The 21,609-nt window shown below is 68.9% G+C and carries 24 protein-coding genes; 21 read left to right on the top strand and 3 right to left on the bottom strand.

Going from position 1 to position 21,609, the window contains the following annotated elements; genetic code table 11:
- The first annotated feature begins 60 nt into the window (after nucleotides 1-60).
- From FB475_RS04585 to prmC, 13 genes are all read left to right on the top strand, one after another.
- Nucleotides 61-246 carry a PspC domain-containing protein gene (locus tag FB475_RS04585; protein WP_141852826.1) on the top strand — a complete coding sequence of 62 codons (186 nt, stop codon included), beginning with the start codon at nucleotides 61-63 and terminating at the stop codon, nucleotides 244-246.
- A gap of 45 nt (nucleotides 247-291) precedes the next feature.
- Entirely contained in the window at nucleotides 292-813 is a 522-nt protein-coding gene (locus FB475_RS04580) for a hypothetical protein (RefSeq protein ID WP_141852824.1), read from the top strand.
- A gap of 43 nt (nucleotides 814-856) precedes the next feature.
- Nucleotides 857-1,099 (top strand): FitA-like ribbon-helix-helix domain-containing protein, encoded by a 243-nt coding sequence (locus FB475_RS04575; RefSeq protein ID WP_141852822.1) that lies wholly within the window; start codon nucleotides 857-859, stop codon nucleotides 1,097-1,099.
- Nucleotides 1,099-1,512: a type II toxin-antitoxin system VapC family toxin gene (locus FB475_RS04570; RefSeq protein WP_141852820.1), complete on the top strand. Its 414-nt coding sequence runs from the start codon at nucleotides 1,099-1,101 to the stop codon at nucleotides 1,510-1,512. The genes FB475_RS04575 and FB475_RS04570 overlap by 1 nt, the downstream gene beginning before the upstream one ends.
- A 63-nt stretch (nucleotides 1,513-1,575) precedes the next feature.
- Nucleotides 1,576-3,234, top strand: coding sequence for an arginine--tRNA ligase (gene argS, locus FB475_RS04565; RefSeq protein WP_141852818.1), 1,659 nt, complete (start codon nucleotides 1,576-1,578; stop codon nucleotides 3,232-3,234).
- Nucleotides 3,231-4,637 (top strand): diaminopimelate decarboxylase, encoded by a 1,407-nt coding sequence (lysA, locus tag FB475_RS04560; RefSeq protein WP_141852816.1) that lies wholly within the window; start codon nucleotides 3,231-3,233, stop codon nucleotides 4,635-4,637. The genes argS and lysA overlap by 4 nt, the downstream gene beginning before the upstream one ends.
- Nucleotides 4,634-5,929 (top strand): homoserine dehydrogenase, encoded by a 1,296-nt coding sequence (locus tag FB475_RS04555; protein WP_141852814.1) that lies wholly within the window; start codon nucleotides 4,634-4,636, stop codon nucleotides 5,927-5,929. The genes lysA and FB475_RS04555 overlap by 4 nt, the downstream gene beginning before the upstream one ends.
- A 4-nt stretch (nucleotides 5,930-5,933) precedes the next feature.
- The gene (gene thrC / locus FB475_RS04550; RefSeq protein ID WP_141852812.1) at nucleotides 5,934-6,998 is read left to right on the top strand and encodes a threonine synthase; all 1,065 of its coding nucleotides are present in this window, start codon (nucleotides 5,934-5,936) and stop codon (nucleotides 6,996-6,998) included.
- Between the two features lie 23 nt (nucleotides 6,999-7,021).
- Nucleotides 7,022-8,074 carry a homoserine kinase gene (gene thrB, locus FB475_RS04545; RefSeq protein WP_238331958.1) on the top strand — a complete coding sequence of 351 codons (1,053 nt, stop codon included), beginning with the start codon at nucleotides 7,022-7,024 and terminating at the stop codon, nucleotides 8,072-8,074.
- 327 nt (nucleotides 8,075-8,401) lie between these two features.
- Nucleotides 8,402-10,690, top strand: coding sequence for a transcription termination factor Rho (gene rho / locus FB475_RS04540; RefSeq protein WP_238331957.1), 2,289 nt, complete (start codon nucleotides 8,402-8,404; stop codon nucleotides 10,688-10,690).
- Nucleotides 10,691-10,802: 112 nt separating this feature from the next.
- Nucleotides 10,803-11,009: a 50S ribosomal protein L31 gene (rpmE, locus tag FB475_RS04535; RefSeq protein ID WP_134111279.1), complete on the top strand. Its 207-nt coding sequence runs from the start codon at nucleotides 10,803-10,805 to the stop codon at nucleotides 11,007-11,009.
- Nucleotides 11,010-11,099: 90 nt separating this feature from the next.
- Nucleotides 11,100-12,176 (top strand): peptide chain release factor 1, encoded by a 1,077-nt coding sequence (gene prfA / locus FB475_RS04530; protein ID WP_141852806.1) that lies wholly within the window; start codon nucleotides 11,100-11,102, stop codon nucleotides 12,174-12,176.
- On the top strand, nucleotides 12,173-13,000 hold the full coding sequence (prmC, locus tag FB475_RS04525) for a peptide chain release factor N(5)-glutamine methyltransferase (RefSeq protein WP_141852804.1): 828 nt from the start codon (nucleotides 12,173-12,175) through the stop codon (nucleotides 12,998-13,000). The genes prfA and prmC overlap by 4 nt, the downstream gene beginning before the upstream one ends.
- A 127-nt stretch (nucleotides 13,001-13,127) precedes the next feature.
- Here the strand turns inward: prmC and FB475_RS04520 are convergent, their stop codons facing one another.
- The 3 genes from FB475_RS04520 to FB475_RS04510 form a co-directional block, all read right to left on the bottom strand.
- Nucleotides 13,128-13,871, bottom strand: coding sequence for an endonuclease/exonuclease/phosphatase family protein (locus FB475_RS04520; RefSeq protein ID WP_141852802.1), 744 nt, complete (start codon nucleotides 13,869-13,871; stop codon nucleotides 13,128-13,130).
- A complete protein-coding gene (locus FB475_RS04515) occupies nucleotides 13,868-14,635 on the bottom strand; it encodes a hypothetical protein (RefSeq protein ID WP_238331956.1) in 768 nt (255 codons plus the stop codon). The genes FB475_RS04520 and FB475_RS04515 overlap by 4 nt, the downstream gene beginning before the upstream one ends.
- 196 nt (nucleotides 14,636-14,831) lie before the next feature.
- Nucleotides 14,832-15,851 (bottom strand): adenosine deaminase, encoded by a 1,020-nt coding sequence (locus tag FB475_RS04510; protein ID WP_141852797.1) that lies wholly within the window; start codon nucleotides 15,849-15,851, stop codon nucleotides 14,832-14,834.
- Nucleotides 15,852-15,960: 109 nt separating this feature from the next.
- Here FB475_RS04510 and FB475_RS38040 point away from each other — a divergent pair, with 109 nt between their 5' ends.
- The 8 genes from FB475_RS38040 to FB475_RS04470 all read left to right on the top strand — a co-directional run bounded on the left by FB475_RS38040 (nucleotide 15,961) and on the right by FB475_RS04470 (nucleotide 21,587).
- Nucleotides 15,961-16,896, top strand: a complete 936-nt coding sequence (locus FB475_RS38040; RefSeq protein ID WP_272952054.1) for an L-threonylcarbamoyladenylate synthase — start codon at nucleotides 15,961-15,963, stop codon at nucleotides 16,894-16,896.
- On the top strand, nucleotides 16,896-18,014 hold the full coding sequence (locus tag FB475_RS04500; RefSeq protein WP_141852795.1) for a glycosyltransferase family 4 protein: 1,119 nt from the start codon (nucleotides 16,896-16,898) through the stop codon (nucleotides 18,012-18,014). The genes FB475_RS38040 and FB475_RS04500 overlap by 1 nt, the downstream gene beginning before the upstream one ends.
- A gap of 204 nt (nucleotides 18,015-18,218) precedes the next feature.
- Entirely contained in the window at nucleotides 18,219-18,683 is a 465-nt protein-coding gene (locus tag FB475_RS04495) for a Cg1360 family ATP-synthase-associated protein (RefSeq protein WP_141852794.1), read from the top strand.
- Nucleotides 18,684-18,773: 90 nt separating this feature from the next.
- On the top strand, nucleotides 18,774-18,989 hold the full coding sequence (locus FB475_RS04490; RefSeq protein ID WP_141852792.1) for a hypothetical protein: 216 nt from the start codon (nucleotides 18,774-18,776) through the stop codon (nucleotides 18,987-18,989).
- 121 nt (nucleotides 18,990-19,110) lie between these two features.
- Nucleotides 19,111-19,893: a F0F1 ATP synthase subunit A gene (atpB, locus tag FB475_RS04485; protein ID WP_141852790.1), complete on the top strand. Its 783-nt coding sequence runs from the start codon at nucleotides 19,111-19,113 to the stop codon at nucleotides 19,891-19,893.
- A gap of 73 nt (nucleotides 19,894-19,966) precedes the next feature.
- Nucleotides 19,967-20,197, top strand: coding sequence for an ATP synthase F0 subunit C (gene atpE / locus FB475_RS04480; protein ID WP_141852788.1), 231 nt, complete (start codon nucleotides 19,967-19,969; stop codon nucleotides 20,195-20,197).
- A gap of 32 nt (nucleotides 20,198-20,229) precedes the next feature.
- Nucleotides 20,230-20,790, top strand: coding sequence for a F0F1 ATP synthase subunit B (locus tag FB475_RS04475; protein WP_141852786.1), 561 nt, complete (start codon nucleotides 20,230-20,232; stop codon nucleotides 20,788-20,790).
- Nucleotides 20,790-21,587 (top strand): F0F1 ATP synthase subunit delta, encoded by a 798-nt coding sequence (locus FB475_RS04470; RefSeq protein WP_141852784.1) that lies wholly within the window; start codon nucleotides 20,790-20,792, stop codon nucleotides 21,585-21,587. The genes FB475_RS04475 and FB475_RS04470 overlap by 1 nt, the downstream gene beginning before the upstream one ends.
- Nucleotides 21,588-21,609 lie beyond the last annotated feature (22 nt).

Here is a 21,609-nt window from a genome sequence, read left to right as displayed (position 1 = left end):
ATCCGCCGCGGCCGCCGTCATAGTGGAGGTAAGCCCAACGGTGGAAAGGAAACGGTACTCATGGCCAGCACTCTGGTTCGCCCGTCAAACGATCGCTGGATCGGCGGTGTCTGCTCCGGACTGGCTCGCCGGTTCGGGATCTCGTCCAACACGATGCGGCTGATCTTCGTGGTCAGCTGCCTGCTGCCCGGCCCGCAGTTCCTGATCTACATCGCGCTGTGGATCCTGATGCCGTCCGAGCGCTGACCCCGGCGTCCCGCTGTCCCCGCTCACCTGGCAATCTGACTCTCCATGAGAGCTGGCAGGTGGGCTGGTACGGCGGGTGCGCTGCTGCTCGCCGGCGGCGTGCTGACCGGCTGCCAGGTCGGCCCGGCGGCGCCGGCGGCCGCTGACCTGCGGACCGGCGCGCCGCCGTGGGACGCGCCCCGGGACGCGGTCTCGTACATCGACAAGGCCGGGTTCGAGCGGCTCCCGCTCGATTTCTCCGGCCCTTCGCCGTACACGTTGAACATCGCGGTCACCCTCGACGGCAAGCCGGTGCAGGTCGCGGCCGGGATCGGCATCGACAAGCTCCGCGCCCAGCAGGCCGCCGTACACACCCACACCACCGACGGCGAGGTCTGGGTAGAGGCCAAAACCGCCGCCGAACAGTCGACCCTCGCCCAGTTCTTCACCCTCTGGGGAGTCCAGTACGACGCCAAGTGCCTCGCCGGCGCCTGCAATAACCTGAGCGTGACCGTCGACGGCAAACCCGCCGCTTGGGACACCCCACTGGTACGCAACAGTCACATCGAGATCACAGCGCGCCATTGAGCACTGCAAGCGCTGCTATCATTGATGGCAGGAGGTGGTGGCGATGGCGGCGATCACAGTGCGCAATCTCGATGACAAGGTGAAGCACCGGCTGCGGGTCCGGGCGGCCCGGCACGGCCGATCGATGGAGGCGGAGGCCCGGGCCATCATCGTCGAAGCTGTCGGAACGGAAGAAGAAGAGCAGAATCTCCTGCAGCGACTCCATGAGCGATTCGCCGAGCTGGGCGGTGTCGACCTGGACATTCCTCCGCGCAACAGCAAGCCCCGGGTCGTGGACTTCGACTGATGATCGTGTTCGATACCAATGTCGGGTCTGAACTGATGAAAGCCAGACCGGACGAAGCTGTCGTCAACTGGTACGCCGGACATCGCTCGAACGGCTTGTGTACAGCGGCGATCACCGTCGCCGAGATCCGGTACGGGCTCAGGCGGATGCCAAGCGGCCGGCGGAAGACGGTGCTGGAGGCTGCCGCCGACGAGATCTTCGACGAGTTCGCGGAGGCGATCCTGCCGTTCGACAACGCGGCTGCTTCGCTGTATCCCGAGGTCGTGGTCGGACGCGAGCGTGCGGGCCTGCCGATCGACCTTCCCGATGCGCAGATCGCCGCGATCTGCCGGGTCGCCGGCGCGACTCTCGCGACGCGCAACACCAAGGACTTCGACGGCACCGGGATCGAGCTGGTCAATCCGTGGGAGTGACCGTCGTACCGCGCTGTGGATAGCGAGTCAAGGGTTTCGGCGGAAGCCCATTAGGCTGATCCGGTGACTCCGGAACAGCTCGCTGAGAAGATCCTGCAGGCCCTGGCCGCGCTCGCCGCCGACGGCACCATCACCGTCGAGGGCGGGCTGCCGCGCGAGCTGAAGGTCGAGCGACCCAAGAACCCCGAGCACGGGGACTACGCCACCAACGTCGCGATGCAGCTCGGCAAGCGCGCCGGGCTGAACCCGCGCCAGTTCGCCGAGCTGCTGGCCGCGAAGCTGCGCGACGACGAGGCGATCACCGCCGTCGAGATCGCCGGCCCCGGCTTCATCAACCTCCGGGTCGCGGCCGATGCCCAGGGCAAGGTCGCGCAGTCGATCCTGGAGGCCGGCGAGAAGTACGGCACCAGCGACAGCCTGCAGGGCCGGACGATCAACCTCGAGTTCATCTCGGCGAACCCGACCGGTCCGCTGCACCTGGGTCATACCCGCTGGGCCGCCGTCGGCGACGCGCTGGCCCGGGTGCTGACCGCGGCCGGGGCGAGTGTGTCCCGCGAGTTCTACATCAACGACCGCGGCAACCAGATGGACAAGTTCGGCGAGAGCCTGCGGGCGGCCGCGCACGGGCACAAGATCCCCGAGGACGGCTACCACGGCGAGTACATCCTGGAGCTCGCCCAGCGGATCGTCGCCGAGATCCCGGACATCCTTACGCTGCCGGAGGACGAGCAGCTGGTCGCGTTCCGCGAGGCGGGGTACGAGCGCCAGCTCAAGGAGCAGCAGGAGCAGCTCGAGCACTTCCGGACGAAGTTCGACGTCTGGTTCTCCGAGCGCAGCCTGCACGAGCAGGACGGCGTACCGCACGCGATCCAGAAGCTCCGTGACCAGGGTCACCTGTACGAGGCCGACGACGCGCTGTGGATGCGGACGACCGACTTCACCGACGACAAGGACCGGGTGCTGATCCGGTCGAACGGCGAGCCGACGTACTTCGCTTCCGACGCGGCGTACTACGTGAACAAGCGCGAGCGCGGGTTCGAGACCTGTATCTATCTGCTCGGCGCCGACCACCACGGCTACGTGAACCGGCTGAAGGCGATCGCGGCCTGCGCCGGCGACGACCCCGAGCACAACATCGAGATCCTGATCGGCCAGCTGGTGAAGATCCTCAAGGGCGGCGAGGAGATGCGGCTGTCCAAGCGGGCCGGAACGATCGTCACGCTCGCGGAGCTGGTCGAGGAGGGCGGCGTCGACGGCCTCCGCTACACGCTCTGCCGCTACCCGGCCGATTCGCCGCTGACCCTGGACATCGAGGAGATGACCCGCCAGGCCAGCGAGAACCCGGTCTTCTACGTGCAGTACGCGCACGCCCGGCTCGCCTCGATCCTGCGCAACGCCGACGAGCTCGGGATCAAGCTGGACGAGTTCGACCCGGGGCTGCTGAGCCACGAGCGCGAGGGCGACCTGCTCCGCGCGCTCGCCGAGTTCCCGCGCGTCGTCGCGACCGCCGCCGAGCTGCGCGAGCCGCACCGGATCGCCCGGTACCTCGAGGACACCGCGTCCGCGTTCCACAAGTTCTACGACAGCTGCCGCGTGCTGCCGCGCGGCGACGAGGAGGTGGAGCCGGTGCACAAGGCTCGGCTGACCCTGGTCTCCGCGACCCGGACCGTGCTCGCCAACGGGCTGGACCTGCTCGGCGTCTCCGCACCGGAGCGGATGTGAGGGCGCACGAGGCGGGCGCGCTGCACGCCGACATCGGCCACCGGGCACCGCCCTGGCTGCGCGCTCCCCGCGATCCCAACGAGCTGGTCCCGTCGCTGTGGTCGATGAACGCGAAGAAGGACGCCGAAGGTGCCCTCGTGGTCGGTGGCGTCGACGTCCGCGACCTGGTCGCCGAGCACGGCAGCCCGGCGTACGTCCTGGACGAAGACGACTTCCGCGCCCGGGCCCGCGCGTTCAAGCACGCATTCAAGGACTTCGACGTGTACTACGCCGGCAAGGCGTTCCTGTGTACGACGATCGTCCGCTGGGTGATGGAAGAGGGCTTGAACCTCGACGTCTGCAGCGGGGGAGAGCTGGCGGTCGCGCTGCGGGCCGGTGCCGACCCGAAGCGGCTGGGGTTCCATGGCAACAACAAGTCCGAGTCCGAGCTGGCCCGCGCGCTGGACGCCGGGGTCGGCCGGATCATCGTCGACTCGCAGCACGAGATCACGCGGCTGATCGAGCTGGCCGGCGAGCGTGGGGTGGTCGCGCCGGTGATGGTCCGGGTCACTGCGGGCGTCGAGGCGCACACCCACGAGTACATCGCGACCGCGCACGAGGACCAGAAGTTCGGCTTCTCGATCACCTCCGGCGCGGCCTTCGAAGCCGTTGCCCGGATCAACGAAGCGCCCGAGCTCGAGCTGCTCGGCCTGCACTCGCACATCGGTTCGCAGATCTTCGACTCCTCCGGGTTCGAAGTCGCCGCGAAGCGCGTGATCGCCTTGCACGCAAGGGTTTCCGACGAACTCGGCGTGGACATGCCGGAGCTCGACCTGGGCGGCGGCTTCGGCATCGCGTACACCACGCAGGACGATCCCTCCGACCCGGCGCAGCTGGCCACCGAGATGGGCAAGATCGTCGAGCACGAGTGCCGCGCGTTCGACGTCGACGTACCGAAGGTGTCGATCGAGCCCGGCCGCGCGATCGTCGGCCCGGCGGTGTGCACGGTGTACTCGGTCGGCACCGTGAAGGAGGTCGAGCTGGACGCCGGCGCGGCCCGGACGTACGTGTCGGTGGACGGCGGGATGAGCGACAACATCCGCGCCGCGCTGTACGACGCCGACTACTCCTGCACACTCGCGAACCGGTACTCCGACGCCCCGGCGACGCTGGCCCGCGTGGTCGGCAAGCACTGCGAAGCCGGTGACATCGTCGTCAAGGACGAGTTCCTGCCGGCCGACCTACGGCCCGGCGACCTGGTCGCCGTACCGGGGACCGGCGCGTACTGCCGGTCGATGGCGAGCAACTACAACCACGTGCCGCGGCCACCGGTGATCGCGGTCAAGGACGGCCGAACGCGCGTCGTGGTACGCCGTGAGACCGAAGACGACCTGCTTCTCCTGGACATGGGTGCTGCCGAATGAACGACGAAAAACCTCTCAAGGTAGGCCTGCTCGGTTGTGGCGTGGTCGGCACCGAGGTGGTGCGGATCCTGACCGAGCAGGCGGACCATTTGGCGGCCCGTGTCGGCGCCCGCCTGGAGATCGCGGGCATCGCCGTCCGGCGGGCCGGACGCGAGCGCGACATCGCGGTCGACCCGAGCCTGATCACGACCGACGCGCAGGCGCTGGTGTCGCGCGGCGACCTGGACCTGGTGATCGAGGTGATCGGCGGCCTCGAACCCGCCCGCGGCCTGATCCTGACCGCGCTCGAGCACGGCGCCTCGGTCGTCACCGCGAACAAGGCCCTGCTCGCCGAGGACGGCCCGACGCTCTTCGCGGCCGCCGAGAAGTACCAGCGCGACCTGTACTTCGAGGCCGCGGTGGCCGGGGCGATCCCGATCCTGCGGCCGCTGCGCGAGTCGCTGGCCGGTGACGACGTGGTCCGGGTGATGGGCATCGTCAACGGCACCACGAACTACATCCTCGACAAGATGGACAGCACCGGCGCCGGCTTCGACGAGGCGCTCGAGGAGGCCCAGGCCCTCGGGTACGCCGAGGCCGACCCGACCGCCGACATCGAGGGCTTCGACGCTGCCGCCAAGGCCGCGCTGCTCGCCAGCCTGGCGTTCCACACCCGGGTGTCGATCGCCGACGTGCACCGCGAGGGCATCACCGAGGTGACCGCGACCGACATCGCCTCCGCCCGGGAGATGGGCTGCGTGGTGAAGTCGCTGGCGATCTGCGAGCTGGACGAACGGACCGACTCGGTGAGCGCCCGGGTGTACCCGGCGATGATCCCGCTGACCCATCCGCTGGCCAGTGTCCGGGACGCGTACAACGCCGTTTTCGTGGAAAGCAAGGCGGCCGGGCGGCTGATGTTCTATGGTCGTGGTGCCGGCGGCGCCCCGACGGCCAGTGCAGTCCTCGGGGATCTGGTGTCCGCCGCGCGCAACCGGCTCAAGGGTGTGCCGGGGGTCGGCGAGTCGTCGTACACCCAGCGGGCCGTGCGGCCGATGGGTGCGGCGATGACCCGTTACCACGTGTCGCTGGACGTGGCCGACAAGGCCGGTGTACTGGCGGCGGTGGCCCAGGCCTTCTCCGAGCACGACGTGTCGATCCAGACCGTCCGCCAGGAGGGCCGGGGCAGCGACGCGCAACTGGTGGTGGTCACCCACACCGCGACCGACGCCGCGTTGTCCGCGACCGTGGAGTCCTTGCGGGACATGGACATCGTCCGTGAAGTCAGCAGTGTGATGCGGGTAGAAGGCGAGTAACTAAATGGTTCACCAGTGGCGTGGCGTGATCGAGGAGTACAGAGACCGGCTTCCCGTTTCGGCGGACACGCCGGTGGTCACGCTCGGCGAGGGCGGGACGCCGCTGGTGGCCGCGCAGTGGCTGAGCGAGCAGACCGGCTGCGAGGTGTGGCTGAAGGTCGAGGGCAACAACCCGACCGGCTCGTTCAAGGACCGCGGGATGACCGTCGCGATCTCGCTCGCCGCGCAGGCCGGCGACAAGGCGGTCGTGTGTGCGTCGACCGGTAACACCTCGGCGTCCGCCGCCGCCTACGCCGTCCGCGCGGGGATGCTGCCGCTGGTGGTGATCCCGGCCGGGCGGATCGCGAAGGGCAAGCTCGCGCAGGCGGTCGTGCACGGCGCGAAGCTGGTGCAGATCGACGGCGGGTTCGACGACTGTCTGCGGATCGTGCGCGAGCTCGGCAAGAACTACCCGGTCGCGCTGGTGAACTCGGTGAACCCGGTGCGGCTCGAGGGGCAGAAGACCGCGTCGTTCGAGATCTGTGACGCGCTCGGTGACGCGCCGGACCTGCACGTGTTGCCGGTCGGGAACGCCGGGAACATCGCGGCGTACTGGAAGGGATACCAGGAGTACGCCAAGGACAAGCTCGCGACCCGGAAGCCGAAGATGTGGGGCTTCCAGGCCGAGGGTGCGGCGCCGATCGTGCGGGGCGCGATCGTCGAGAAGCCGGAGACCGCGGCGACCGCGATCCGGGTCGGGAACCCGGCGTCCTGGATGCTGGCCGAGGCCGCGCGGGACGAGTCCGGCGGCCGGATCGACCTGGTCACCGACGAGCAGATCCTCACCGCTCAGCGTGAGCTCGCCGCCCGCGAGGGTGTCTTCGTCGAGCCCGCTTCGGCGGCCGGCGTCGCCGGTCTGCTGCAGGCGAAGTCCAAGGGCGAACTTCCCGGCGGCTCCACGGTCGTCGTCACCGTCACCGGCCACGGCTTGAAGGACATCGACACGGCCCTCGGCCACGTGAGCTTCGAGGAACCCCCGGTAACCCCGGCAGACACCGACGCCGTCGCTCGTATCGCTGGTCTGGCCTGAGCGGGGCTGTGATGGGAGAAGAGGTGACCGCGCCCGCCCAGCACGGTGGCGACACGTCGGAACGCACGGTCGTCGGGTCCGCTGGGTCGCCGGGGCGTGCGGCGGACGAGCGTGCGGCGCAGCCGCAGCACGCGGGTGCCCGACGGGCGTGTGACCAGGTGCGGGTGCGGGTGCCGGCTACGAGTGCCAATCTCGGGCCTGGGTTCGATGCGTTCGGGCTGGCGCTCAGTTTGTACGACGATCTGGTGGTCACCCCGGGTGGATCCGGGGTGACTGTGCAGGTCAGCGGGTGTGGCGAGGGCGAAGTGCCGCTGGACGAGTCGCACCTGGTGGTGCGGTCGATCCGGGCGGGCCTGGAGGCGCTGGGTGCTCCGGTGCCGGGATTCACGTTGCGGTGTGAGAACCGGATTCCGCACGGACGCGGGCTCGGCTCCTCGTCGGCCGCGATCGTCGGCGGGCTCGCGGCGGCGTACGCGCTGGCCGGCGAGCAGCTCGATCGCGAGCGTCTCGTCGTACTGGCGAACGAGATCGAAGGGCACCCCGACAACGTTGCAGCGGCAGCACTCGGAGCGTTCACTATCGCTTGGACCGAAGGCGCTCCGTCATTTGAAGAGCGCGGCCGCGCGGTAAAGCTCGAACCGGCGGCGGGAACTGCTGTTGTCGCGTACGTACCGGACAACCGCGTGCTGACCAAGGAGGCGCGCGGGCTGCTGCCGGGCGTTGTTTCCCACACCGACGCCGCCGCCAACGCCGGAAAGGCCGCGCTGCTCGTCGCCGCCCTCACCGGCCGGCCCGAATTGCTGCTGACCGCGACCGAGGATCGCCTGCACCAGGAGTACCGCGAACCGGCCATGCCGGAGAGCCTCGCGCTGGTCCACAAACTGCGCGGCAGCGGTCTCGCCGCGATCGTCAGCGGCGCCGGCCCGACGGTCGCCGTACTCGGCACCAACGGCGACAAGAGCGCAGGTCAGAGCACGTTTTTCCGGAGTACGCCGGACGCCCCGGACGGCTGGACGAAGTACGAGCTGGGGATCGATCCAGTCGGCGTACAGGTCTGGTCGATGGAGGCGGGCTGACGCGGGGAATGCGGGGTCCCGGACACGCGTTGTACCCCGTGAGTCGGCAGAACGACCCGTTGTGGTGCTAGTCTCGACTCACCCGATCCCCTCCAGGTGATCGGCGTGCTCTCGCCACGATCCGGGCTGTGCTCCCGGCACCCTGTGTTGTGTGGCGACCCTCCTGTGGATGTGACTTACGCCGCCTGCGTCGGAGATGTCCGGGGGGACTCAGATCGAAGCGAGAGACCTCTTGTACCCCGCGTGCCCGTTGTGTGGCCGTGGGTGGAATGAAATTGGTCGATGGGCCGTGCAGGCCCTCGACGATCCGTGTGGGAAGGACCTCACGTGACAGAAACTGTTGAAGCCTCCAGCGGAGCTGACGCCGCGGCAACCACCGCCACGCGTCGCCGGAAAGCTGGCGGCGGCCTCGAGGGCATGCTGCTCCCCGAGCTCAAGCAGCTCGCCGGGACGCTCGGCATCAAGGGCACCGGCGCACTGCGCAAGGGCCAGCTGATCGAGGCGATCAAGGCCGCTCAGGGGGGATCCTCCGCGGGCGGCTCTACCGGCGGTAGCCGGGCGAAGGCGACGCAGCCGACGCTCGACGAGACCGTCGAGGCGCCGGCGAAGACCGCCGAGGCGCCGGCCAAGCGCGAGGGCGGCAGTCGCCGGACCCGCGCCGCCGCGCAGAAGGACGCGGCCCCCCAGGACGCTGCCGCTCAGAACGCAGCTCCCGAGAACTCGGCTTCCCAGAACGCAGCTGCTCCGAGCGTGGCCGCCCAGAACGCGGCCTCGGACGCGGCCCTGCAGCACGACGCCCGGCAGAACGGTGCGGCTCCGCAGCACGATGCCGTCGAAGCGCCCGCGGCGAAGCAGACGCAGCCGGAGCAGGCCGCGCAGAACGGTGCCGTCCAGGTCGACGAGCGCACCGACGACCGTGGTGAGAGCCAGGCCCGGAACCGCGACCGGAACAGCAACCGGAGCCGCGACAACCAGAACCGCGAGCAGAACCGCGACAATGCCCGGGACAACAACCGCGACGGTCAGCGCGACAGCACCCGCGAACAGGCCCGCGACAACCAGAACCGTGACAACCAGTCCCGCGACGGTCAGGGACGCGACGGTCAGGGCCGCGACGGTCAGGGCCGCGACGGTCAGTCCCGCGACGGTCAGGGCCGGGACACCCGCGGCGACAACCAGCGGAACCGTCAGGACCGCCAGGACCGGCCGGACCGCCAGGACCGGCAGGACCGGCAGGACCGCCAGGACCAGAACGACCGGAACCTGGACCGGGGCGAGGAAGGCGAGGGCCGTCGCCGGCGCCGCCGGGGTCGCGACCGGGACCGGAACCGCGACGGCCAGAGCGGCCGCGACGGTGGCCGGGACAGCGGTCGCGACGGTCGCGACGGCGGCCGGGAGAACACCCGCAGCCGTGGTCGTGGCGAGCGGTACGACGCCGAGCCGACGATCACCGAGGACGACATCCTGGTCCCCGCGGCCGGCATCCTCGACGTACTCGACAACTACGCGTTCGTCCGGACCAGCGGCTACCTGCCCGGCCCGAACGACGTGTACGTCGCGCTCTCGATGGTGAAGCGCTACGGCCTGCGCAAGGGTGACGCGATCACCGGTGCGGTCAAGCAGCCGCAGGAGGGCGAGCGCAAGGAGAAGTTCAACCCGCTGGTCCGGATCGACACCGTGAACGGTGCGGACCCGGAGATCGCCAAGCAGCGGCAGGACTTCAACAAGCTCACCCCGCTGTACGCGACCGAGCGGCTCCGGCTGGAGACCGAACCGGGCATCCTCACCACCCGGATCGTCGACATCGTCAGCCCGATCGGCAAGGGCCAGCGCGGCCTGATCGTCTCCCCGCCGAAGGCCGGTAAGACGATGGTGCTGCAGGCGCTCGCCAACGCGATCACCACGAACAACCCGGAAGTACACCTGATGGTCGTGCTGGTGGACGAGCGGCCCGAAGAAGTCACCGACATGCAGCGCACGGTCAAGGGCGAGGTGATCGCCTCGACGTTCGACCGGCCGGCCGACGACCACACCACGGTCGCGGAGCTGGCGATCGAGCGGGCCAAGCGGCTGGTGGAGCTCGGGCACGACGTCGTCGTACTGCTCGACTCGATCACCCGGCTCGGCCGCGCGTACAACATCGCGGCACCGGCCAGCGGCCGGATCCTGTCCGGTGGTGTGGACTCGTCCGCGCTGTACCCGCCGAAGCGGTTCTTCGGTGCGGCCCGCAACATCGAGGACGGCGGCTCGCTGACCATCCTCGCGACCGCGCTGATCGAGACCGGCTCGAAGATGGACGAGGTGATCTTCGAGGAGTTCAAGGGCACCGGCAACATGGAGCTCCGGCTGCGCCGCGAGTTCGCCGACCGGCGGATCTTCCCGGCGATCGACGTGGTCGCCTCGGGTACGCGCCGCGAGGAGCTGCTGATGTCGAAGGAGGAGACCCAGGTGGTCTGGAAGCTTCGCCGGGTGCTCTCCGCCCTCGACGGCCAGGCCGCACTCGAACTCCTGATCGGCAAGCTCAAGGAGAGCAAGTCGAACATCGAGTTCCTACTCCAGGTCAACAAGACCACGCCGTCAACTGGTTCTACGCACAGCACCACCAACGGCGACTGATCGACCTCGATTACCAGTTTGCCGCCCTCGGGTGGCAAACTGGTCTGTCGGTTCCGGTTCACGTTCGCACCGTGTGGGCGACCCGGGGCACCTGATTCCTAGGAGACTTGTTGTGAAGGCTGATATCCACCCGACGTACGTCGAGACCACGGTGACCTGCACCTGTGGCGCCACGTTCACCACGCGCTCGACCGCGGAGAACGGCGTCATCCACGCCGATGTGTGCTCGCAGTGCCACCCCTTCTACACCGGCAAGCAGAAGATTCTCGACACCGGTGGCCGCGTCGCCCGCTTCGAGAAGCGCTACGCCAAGAAGTAGCTTTCCTGCCGCGCGCCGGTTCCGCCCGTTCTGGGCGGGACCGGCGCGCGGTTTGTGTTGTCAGGGTTGGTTCGAGAGGAGGAGTGCGCGATGTTCGAAGCGGTGGAGACGCTGAAGGCGGAGTACGCCGAGCTGGAGCGGCAGATGTCGGAGCCGGAGCTGCACTCCGACCAGGCCAATGCCCGCCGGGTCGGCAAGCGGTACGCCGCGCTCGCGCCGGTCGTCCGGACCTACGACGAGTGGCTGCAGACCGGTGACGACATCGAGGCGGCGCGGGAGCTCGCGGCCGAGGACCCGGCGTTCGCCGAGGAGGCGACCCGGCTGACCGGCCGCCGCGAGGAGCTCGCGGAGCGGCTGCAGACACTGCTCGTGCCGCGGGACCCCAACGACGACAAGGACGCGATCCTCGAGATCAAGGCCGGCGAGGGCGGCGACGAGTCCGCGCTGTTCGCCGGCGACCTGCTGAAGATGTACCTGAAGTACGCCGAGTCGCAGAACTGGAAGACCGAGGTGCTCGACTCCGCCGAGTCCGACCTCGGCGGGTACAAGTCGATCACGGTCGCGGTGAAGGCGAAAGGTACGCCGGAGCCGGGCGAGGCGCCGTACGCGAAGCTGAAGTTCGAGGGCGGCGTGCACCGGGTACAGCGGGTGCCCGTGACCGAGTCGCAGGGGCGGATCCACACCTCCGCGGCCGGCGTCCTCGTGCTGCCGGAGGCCGAGGACGTGGATGTCGAGATCGACCCGAACGACCTGCGGATCGACGTGTTCCGGTCGTCCGGGCCGGGTGGGCAGAGCGTCAACACGACCGACTCCGCCGTACGCATCACGCACCTGCCGACCGGCATCGTGGTGTCGATGCAGAACGAGAAGTCCCAGCTGCAGAACCGCGAGCAGGCGATGCGGGTGCTGCGTGCCCGGTTGCTGGCGGCTGCGCAGGAGGCGGCCGACCAGGAGGCGTCGGACGCCCGGCGATCGCAGATCCGCACGGTGGACCGGTCGGAGCGCGTGCGCACGTACAACTTCCCCGAAAACCGCTTCTCCGACCACCGGGTCGGCTACAAGGCCCACAACCTCGACCAGGTGCTCGGTGGCGATCTCGAGCCGGTCATCAAGGCGCTCACGGACGCGGATCTGGCAGCACGCCTCGAGGCCGTCGACTCTCAATGAGTGTGAAAGAGCTCGTCGCGGAGGCGGCGGAGCGGCTGCGGGAGGCTGGGGTTGCGTCGCCGGAGTATGACGCGGCGGAGCTGCTTGCGTTTGTCACCGGGTCCAGCCGGATGCTGTTGCGTGAGCCGACCGGGGAGCAGTTGGGGCGGTTCGAGGAGTTGATCGCGCGGCGGGCCGGGCGCGAGCCGTTGCAGCATCTCACCGGGACGGCGGGTTTTCGGTATCGGGAGCTTGTGGTGGGGCCAGGGGTGTTCGTACCGCGGCCGGAGACCGAGGTGATGGTCGGGTGGATCCTCGAGCGGATCGCCGGCGTGCGGAACCCGCTCGTGGTCGACCTGTGCACCGGGTCGGGAGCCATTGCCGGTGCGATCGCCACCGAACGTCCGGATAGTACGGTGCACGCCGTGGAGTTGTCGGCGGACGCGGTCGCCTGGGCGCGGCGCAACCTGGACGGTACCGGGGCGATCCTGCACGAGGGCGACATCGACGGGTGCCTGCCGGAGCTCGACGGCCAGGTGGACGCGGTGATCTCCAACCCGCCGTACATCCCGCTGACCGCCTGGGAATCCGTGACGACCGAGGTGCGCGACCACGATCCGGCGCTCGCGCTGTGGTCCGGTGACGACGGGCTCGACGAGATCAAGGTGGTCGCGGCGACGGCGGGCCGGTTGCTGAAGCCCGGCGGCTGGTTCGCCTGTGAGCACGCGGACGTTCAGGGCGAGTCGGCCCCGGCGGTCTTCGCCGCCACCGGACTGTTCACGGAAGTGCGCGACCAACGTGACTTGGCCGCCCGCAACAGGTTCGCGACCGGCCGACGAGTCTGACGTCCTCGCTAAGACCTACTGGAGGACGGCGGTAGCGGCGAACGCCGCCAGCGCCAGGACGAGCAACGTACCTGCGGCAATGAGTTCTGCCCGGCCCGCGTTCCCCAACCACGAGGCGCGAACCCGATCAACGGCGGCATACCAACCACTGGCCATCACGAAACCACTTTCCTGCGAACAGCTCCGGGCGGTTGTCTGTGCCCGCCGATAGAGGTATCCCGCTGAGAGTGAGTTGAAACCTATCGACAGAATCCACGTCCGCGCCGTACCGGATGTGCGGGCGGCCGGGCGAGGTCCTGCTCGCGGATCCGGCTGGTGCCAGGTGCGTCCTGCGTCCTGCGCTCGAGGCGGCAGGCGACGAGGTGGTGATCTGCCCCGGGAACCTGGACCACCTCGACGTCCCGGCTGACCAGGTCCGGGGTGGCGAACAGCCGGTCGATCGACCGTCCGTCGGGCGTGGTCGCGGGCGGCGGATCGCCGAACGCGTCCACCATCCCGAGCCGCTCACCGAAGGGTCCATCGGCGCACCCGTCCGCCAGTGCAGGAAGTCGATCGGCGGATCCGGCAGGTCGATTCGCTCCAGCTCGGTCAGCGGGTACGCCGACACGATGCCGACCCCCAGCCGCTCGACACCCGGGATGTGCGAGTCGGAGAACTCCTGCTGAGCGTACGAAAGCCTCCGCCCCGGTATCGCCGCCGTCCCCAGCCGCTCCAGCTGATCGCTCCGGGTGTCCAGCTCGGTGATGATCAGTACGTCGGGATGCAGACCCGCGAGCGCCCGCCCGAAGTCCGCCGTACGGTCGGCGTCCGCGTACCCGTCCGCCCCGACGAGCCGGCCGCCCGCGACGTTGGCGAGGGCGATCGAGATCATTCGTAGACCACCAGCTCGGGTCGCGGCTTCAGGGACAGGACCTGGGTGGGGGTCATCAGGGGGCCGTGGCGTGTGTCTTCGGTGTAGAAGAGTTTGAAGCCGGCGTGGACGGCTGGTGGCAGGTTCGTGGTGAGCTTTGCCCAGGTCTTGAGTTTGTCCTCGCGGGTGCCGATCCCGTCGACCGACTTGATCGTCACCACGCCGGGGTGCGCCTTCAGCGCGGCCTCGTCGCTGACGATCCTGGTCGAGAGTTGGTGGAACACGAACGCCTTCTCCGGCAGGTGATGCGCCGTCACCAGTCCCGACAGGTACGCCGCGATGCTGTCGAGCTCGCGTCCCGTTGTGTGCCCGAACACCCGGCCCGGCACCTGCGTCGGACCGACCGCCCACTCCGGGTCGAACGCGAGCCCGACGTCCGGCTCCTTCAGCCACCGCTCGAGCCGCTTCACCTCGGGCAGGATCTTCGCCCGCCCCGGCTGGATGTCGAGCAGGAGCAGCATCTTGTGCTTGCGCGCGACCGCCAGATACTGCTCGATCTTCGCGTCGTCCAGCCGCCCGCGGTACAGCCCGTCCTTGCCGCGCGAGCCTCGCGCGACCACGGCGATCAGCTCGAGCACGGGCTGCGGTGTGCGACCAGCCGCATACGCACGGGACAGTGTCTCGAGCTTCGCCGCCTTGGCATCAAGGTCCTTGTCCAGCGGTCCCAGCGCAGGAGAGCCCGGCAGCCCGACGTACGCGACCAGCTGGTACTTCGGGAACAACACGCGCCCGCCCCGCGGCAGCCCGCGCGGCGCAGGCGGGGGAGTGGGACTTGGGCTGGGACTGGGGTGTGCTGTCGTCGCAGGTGGTGCAGTCGCAGGTGCCGGCTTACTGTCGCTGCAGCCCGCCAGGCCCAGCAGTACGACGGCTACCGCCACACCGACTCTGCGCATCACCCCAGCCAACCACATGAGACCAGGGCTATACCGACCCGATGTACGCGTCGATCTCGGACACGATCGCGGTCTTCACCGAGTCCTCGGCGAACGACTCGCGGACCGCGGTCTTCGCCAGCTCGCCGACGCCGGCCTCGTCCAGATCCAGCAGCCGGGCGGCGACGGCGTACTCGTTGGTGAGGTCGGTGCCGAACATCGGCGGGTCGTCGGAGTTGATCGTCACCACCAGGCCCGCGTCGACCATCGCGCGCAGCGGGTGGACGTCGTACGACGCGACCGCGCGGGTGGCGATGTTCGAGGTCGGGCTGACCTCGAGCGGGATCCGGTGTTCGCCGAGGTAGTCGACCAGCGCCGGGTCCTCCATCGTCGACGTACCGTGGCCGATCCGCTCGGCCTTCAGCACCTGCAGCGCGTCCCAGATCGTCTGCGGGCCGGTGGTCTCGCCCGCATGCGGCACGCTGTGCAGCCCGGCCGCGACAGCCGCCTCGAAGTGCGGCTGGAACTGCGGCCGCGGTACGCCGATCTCCGGGCCGCCGAGGCCGAAGCCGATCAGTCCTTCGGGGCGGATCTTGGTCGCGATCCGCAGCGTCTCGTCAGCGGCGGGCAGGCCGGCCTCACCGGAGATGTCGAAGATCCACCGCAGTACCAGCCCGAACTCCTTCTCGGCCGCGACCCGGGCGTCCTCGATCGCCTCGCAGAACGCCTCGGCCTGGATGCCGCGGATCACCGACGTGTACGGCGTGACCGTGAGCTCGGCGTACCGCAGGTTCTGCTGCTCGGACATCTCGCGGGCGATCTCGTAGGTCAGCAACCGGACGTCCTCGGGCGTCTTGATCAGCTCGACGACGGACAGGTAGATGTCGATGAAGTGGGCGAAGTCGCTGAACTTGAAGTACTCCGTCAGCGCGGCCGGATCGGCCGGCACCGGCGAGCCGGGGTGCCGGGCGGCGAGCTCGGCGACGATCCGCGGCGAGGCGGACCCGACGTGGTGGACATGCAGCTCGGCTTTCGGCAATCCGGCGAGGAACTCACGGGTCACGGTCATGCCGAGGATCCTAAGGATTGCCGGGCGCGACAGGGGTGGAAGTTGACAACGGTTTGTCAGCAACGACCCGGTTGGAGTCCCGGCCCGCGTGAGTGGCACGATTCACTCCGTGAGTGAGCGCTTCGACTTCACCGGGGACGAACTGGCACCGGCCTACCGCGCTGCGGTGGATGCCATCGAGGCCGGTGACCTGGTCGTGCTGCCGACCGACACCGTCTACGGGATCGCCGCCGACGCCTTCAAGGCCGAGGCCGTGCAGCGACTGCTGGACGCCAAGGGTCGCGGGCGGGACATGCCGCCGCCGGTGCTGATCTCGGTGGTGGAGTCGCTGGACGCGCTCGCCACCGACATCCCGGAGGGCGGGCGGAAGCTTTGCCAGGAGTTCTGGCCCGGGCCGCTGACGGTGATCTGCCACGCGCAGAGCTCGCTGATGTGGGACCTGGGGGAGACCCAGGGCACGGTCGCGCTGCGGGTGCCGGACCACGAGAACACCCGCGAGCTGCTGTCGCGGACCGGTCCGCTCGCGGTCAGCTCGGCGAACACCTCCGGTCGCGCGGCCGCGCTGGACGTGTACGACGCCGAGGAGCAGTTGGGTGAGCTGGTCGCGGTGTACCTCGACGGAGGCGAGGCGGCCGGCGGACAGCCGTCCACCATCGTCGACATCACCGGCGAGACACCGCGCGTCCTGCGCGTCGGCGCCCTCTCCCTCGAGCAACTCCGCGCGATCGTCCCCGACGTAACCAGCGACTCCGAGGACCACCCGCCCACCGACCAGCCCACCACCGATCAGGGCGCCGACGACCGGCCGGTGGACGAGCGACCCGTGGACGAGAAGCCGCAGGACGAGAAGCCGCAGGACGAGAAGCCGGCCGACGAGAAGCCTGCCGACGAGAAGCCTGCCGACGAGAAGCCGGAGGACGAGAAGCCGGCCGACGAGAAACCGGTCGACGAGAAGCCGGAGGATGAGAAGCCAACCGATGGGGTTGTCGAGGCGTCCAATCAGGGCGAGGCGAAAACCGATTCCGATGTGAGGCCTGCGGATTAGTGCGCGAGTACTTGCTGGTCCTGTTCGTGGCGATGGCCACGACTTTTCTGCTGACCGGCGTCGCCCGGCAGATCGCGATGCGGTACGGCGCGGTCGCCAAGGTCCGGGCCCGGGACGTGCACAAGGTGCCGATCCCGTACTTCGGCGGCCTGTCGATCCTCGGCGGCCTGATCGCCGGGTACGCGGTCGCCAGCAACCTGCCGTTCCTCGGCAACAGCCTGCAGGTCGCGCACGACGCCCGCGCGATCCTGGTCGGCGGCGTGGTGATCTGCGCGGTCGGCGTGGTCGACGACCTGTACGAGCTGGACGCGATCACCAAGCTGGCCGGCGAGGTGCTCGCGGTCGGCGTACTCGTTGTCCAAGGCATCCAGTTGTACTGGCTTCCGCTGCCCGGCGGCGTGATCTCGCCGTCGCCCGCGCAGCTCGCCGTCCTCACCGCGGGCATCCTGCTGGTGTCCTGCAACGCGGTGAACTTCGTCGACGGCCTGGACGGACTCGCGGCCGGCGTGACCGCGATCGGCGCGACCGCGTTCTTCATCTACTCCTACCTGCTCAACGTGCACGAGAACCTCGACCGGGCGACCACCTCGACGCTGATCACGGTCGCGCTGGCCGGCGCCTGTCTCGGCTTCCTGCCGCACAACTTCTTCCCCGCAAGGGTTTTCATGGGCGACTCCGGCGCCCTGCTGATCGGCCTGATGCTGGCCGCGTCGACGATCAGCCTGACCGGCCAGATGGACCCGAACGCGGTCCCGTACGAGGTCGGCGGCTCCAGCCTGCTGCCCGCGTTGCTTCCGTTGGTGCTGCCAATCGCCATCCTCGCGATCCCCGCGCTCGACCTGACGTTGGCGTACATCCGCCGGACCAAGGCCGGCCGCTCACCGTTCGCCGCCGACAAACAGCACCTGCACCACCGGCTCATGCAGCGCGGCCACTCGCACCGCCGCGCCGTCCTGCTGATGTACCTGTGGACCGCTTTGATCGCCTACGGCGTGGTGGTCCTCGGCCTGGTTCTGTACTGGTGGACGGCGCTGATCGTGCTGGCCGTCGCAGTCACCGCGGTGCTGCTCACGACCGGTCTCCCGGGGCGTTCGCGGAAACCGCTCGCCAAAGTCTGAGAGACCGCTGAGAGGGACCAGACCAGCGGTCAGTGTGGCCTACCGATAGGGTGTGGCTGTACAGCGGCAGGGGACTCGTTTTGCTGACCGTGCAGACTTTGTGCTAGTTTTCACAAGCACCAGCAAATAACAGCGACACCCCTGACCCCGCCCACCCGACGAGCTGGCCGCGAGACCAGCACGCCAGCAGGACGGAACCACCAGATGGCTCCTACGGCCCACAGCCCGAAACCCGCCGGACAAGCAACCAGGCACCCGGCGCTGGCAATGCTGCGCGGCGCCCTGGTCGCGGCCCTGGTCGTCGGCGTGAACGCCACCGCTGTCTCGACCGTCGCGGCCGGTCTGCCCGGTCTCTGGGGAGCGCTGCTCGGCCTGCTGATGGTGATCGTCTTCTCCGGTGCCGGCCTGTTCGCGCTGCACCTGTCCCGCCGGTCCACTCCAACGATGCAGCTGGCGATCGCGATGGCGTCGTACACCGGCCGGATCGCGGTCTTCGGCGGCCTGCTCGCGCTCGCGCTGAACTCGGATTCGCTGGCCCGGCACGTGAATCTGACCGTGCTCGGTGTGGTCGCCGTGGTGGTCGTGATGGGCTGGATGGCCGGCGAGATCTGGTCCTGGTCCCGGCTCCGGGTGCCGATCTACGACCTCGACAAAGAGGTAGTGGCATGAGCACCCTGAGTAACGTTTCGCCTGCTGTGGTGGAGATTACTGGTGCCGGTGTGACTGGATGTGTTGCCAACTGGTACGTTTCGGGTGCCAATGAGCGAGAACCAGGATCCGAAGCCATCACCCCCCAATTCGGGCGACGGCTGGCGGGTCCTGTCCTACTTGATCGGCGGTGTCCTGGTGTACGGGGGCATCGGGTTCGGGTTGGACCGACTCTTCGGCACCCAGTTCCTGGTCGTGGTGGGCGTTGTTCTCGGCGCCGGCCTGACCATCTTGATGTTGCACTTCCGGTACGGGTCGCGGTCCTGACGACAGGCCCGGCCCCTACCGGGTCTGACGTTGTTGACCGCCCCCTGAGCTGCCCTGCCCTGAGCCGCCCTGCCCTTAGCCATAAGGCGTCCGACTTGAGCACGACGCGAGAGGAGACCCGGTGATTGCCGGCGTTTCGACCGAGTTCACCCCACCCGGTCCAGAAAGCTTCGATCTCCCGCCGATCATCCCCGGCGTCGATTGGTTCACCAAGCCCGTCCTGGTGGCCGCGCTGACCGTCGTGGTGATCGTCTGGTTCTTCTGGGGTGCGTCCCGCAAGGCCGCCGTCGTGCCGAGCAAGCTGCAGTTCACCGGCGAGCTCGCGTACAACTTCGTTCGCAACTCGATCGCTCGCGACGCGATCGGCAGCCAGGAGTACATGAAGTACGTGCCGTACCTGTGCGGCCTGTTCTTCTTCATGCTGCTGAACAACCTGGCCGGCTCGATCCCGCTGATCCAGTTCCCGACCTTCAGCCACGCCGGCTGGGCGTACGTCGCGGCCGTGATGAGCTGGGTGATCTACAACGCCGTCGGCATCCGGAAGCACGGCGCCTGGGGCTACTTCAAGCACCAGACGATGCCGGCCGGGGTTCCGGCCTGGCTGATGCCGCTGATGATTCCGATCGAGTTCATCTCGAACATCCTGGTCCGGCCGATCTCGCTGAGCCTGCGGTTGTTCGCGAACATGTTCGCCGGTCACCTGCTGCTGGGCGTCTTCGTCCTCGGTGGTGAGTACCTGGTGTTCGAGTCCGGGAAGGTGTTCTACGCCGGCGTCGGCGTCGTCACGTTCGTCATGGGCATCGCGATCGCCGCACTCGAGGTGTTCGTGCAGTCCATCCAGGCGTACATCTTCGTGGTGCTGACCGCGCAGTACATCGGCAGCGCCATCTCCGAAGAGCACTGATCCGCAAGTCCAATAGACCCGTTGTAACGGAAACCCGGATAGCACCTATCCGTACCGAAAGGAAAACACCGCAATGGTGAGCAACATCGCTCTCGCAATCAGCGGCAACATCGCCATCCTCGGCTACGGCCTCGCCGCGATCGGCCCGGGCGTCGGCGTCGGTCTGATCTTCGCCGCGGTGATCAACGGCACCGCGCGTCAGCCGGAGGCCCAGAGCAAGCTGCAGTCGATCGCCTGGATCGGCTTCGGCGTCACCGAGGTTCTGGCGATCATCGGTATCGCGCTCGCGTTCGTCTTCCGCTGAGCAACCTTTCCACTGACTGACAGGATTCAGACATGACGACGTTGGTGCTACCGCTCGAAGCGGCTCCGAATCCGTTGTTGCCGCACACCGCCGAGATCATCTTCGGGTTCGTCTTCCTGGTCCTGCTGGCCATCGCCTTCGCCAAGGTGGTCGTTCCCAAGTTCGAGAAGGCGTACGCCGATCGGACCCAGGCGATCGAAGGCGGGATGAACGAGGCCAAGCAGGCCCAGGCCGAGGCGAAGGCGGCTTTGGAGAAGTACAACGCGCAGCTGGCCGAGGCCCGGCAGGAGGCTGCCAAGATCCGCGAGGACGCCCGTGAGCAGGGTGCGGTGATCATCGCGGAGATGCGCGAGCAGGCGAACGCCGAGGCCGAGCGGATCGTCACGCACGCGCGGGCCCAGATCGACGCCGAGCGGGCGCAGGCAGTGGCCTCGCTGCGTAGCGAGGTCGGCCACATGGCGACCACGCTGGCCGGCCGGATCGTCGGCGAGTCGCTCGAGGACGAGGCGCGCCAGCGCCGCACCGTCGAGCGGTTCCTGGCCGAGCTGGAAGAGTCCGAGTCCGCTCGTCAGGCAGTCGGAACGGACGGCTGATGCGCGGCGCGTCGAACGAGTCACTCGCCCGGGCCGAGCAGGCCCTGGCGGGTGCCGCCCCGGCCGAAGGCCTGGGCAGCGAGCTGTTCTCGATCGCCAAGTTGCTGGACGGCAACGGCGCGCTCCGGCGTGCCCTGACCGACCCGGCCCGGCCGTCGGAGGCCAAGGTCGCCCTGGCCGGGCAGTTGTTCGCCGGCAAGATCTCCGCCCAGGCGCAGGAGATCCTGTCCGCCGCGGTGGCCGGTCGCTGGGTCAGCGGCCGCGACCTCGGTGACGCCCTCGACCAGCTCAGCGTCGAGGCCGAGGTGGCCTACGCCGACAGCCGGCGGAAGCTGGACGAGGTCGAGGACGAGCTGTTCCGGCTGGACCGGGTGGTCGCCGCCGAGCGGGCCCTGGCCGAGAAGCTGGGCGACCGGGCGATCCCGGTCGAGCACCGCCAGGAGCTGATCCGCGGACTGCTGCAGGGCAAGGCCGACTCCACCACGGTGCGGCTGGCCGAGCGGGCCGTGGACGGCCGGGGCCGGAACTTCGCGGGCTCGATGCGCGCCTACCAGGTCGCCGCGGCGGCCCGGCGGAACGCCAGCATCGCGACCGTGCGAGTGGCCACCGACCTGACCGAGGCGGAGCGCACCCGGCTCGCGGCAGCACTCGGCAGGCAGTACGGCCGGGACATCCAGCTGAACGTCATCGTCGACCGAGGAGTGGTCGGCGGCGTCCGGGTGGACATCGGCGACGAAGTGATCGACGGAACCATCGCGGCCCGGCTCGACGACGCGCAACGGCGCATCGCGGGCTGACGGCCCTCCTAGACAAAGGAAA

Source organism: Kribbella jejuensis, assembly GCF_006715085.1.
Taxonomy (GTDB): Bacteria; Actinomycetota; Actinomycetes; order Propionibacteriales; family Kribbellaceae; genus Kribbella; species Kribbella jejuensis.
Note: the sequence above shows the minus strand (reverse complement) of the source record. Positions and strands in the feature narration are given on the sequence as shown.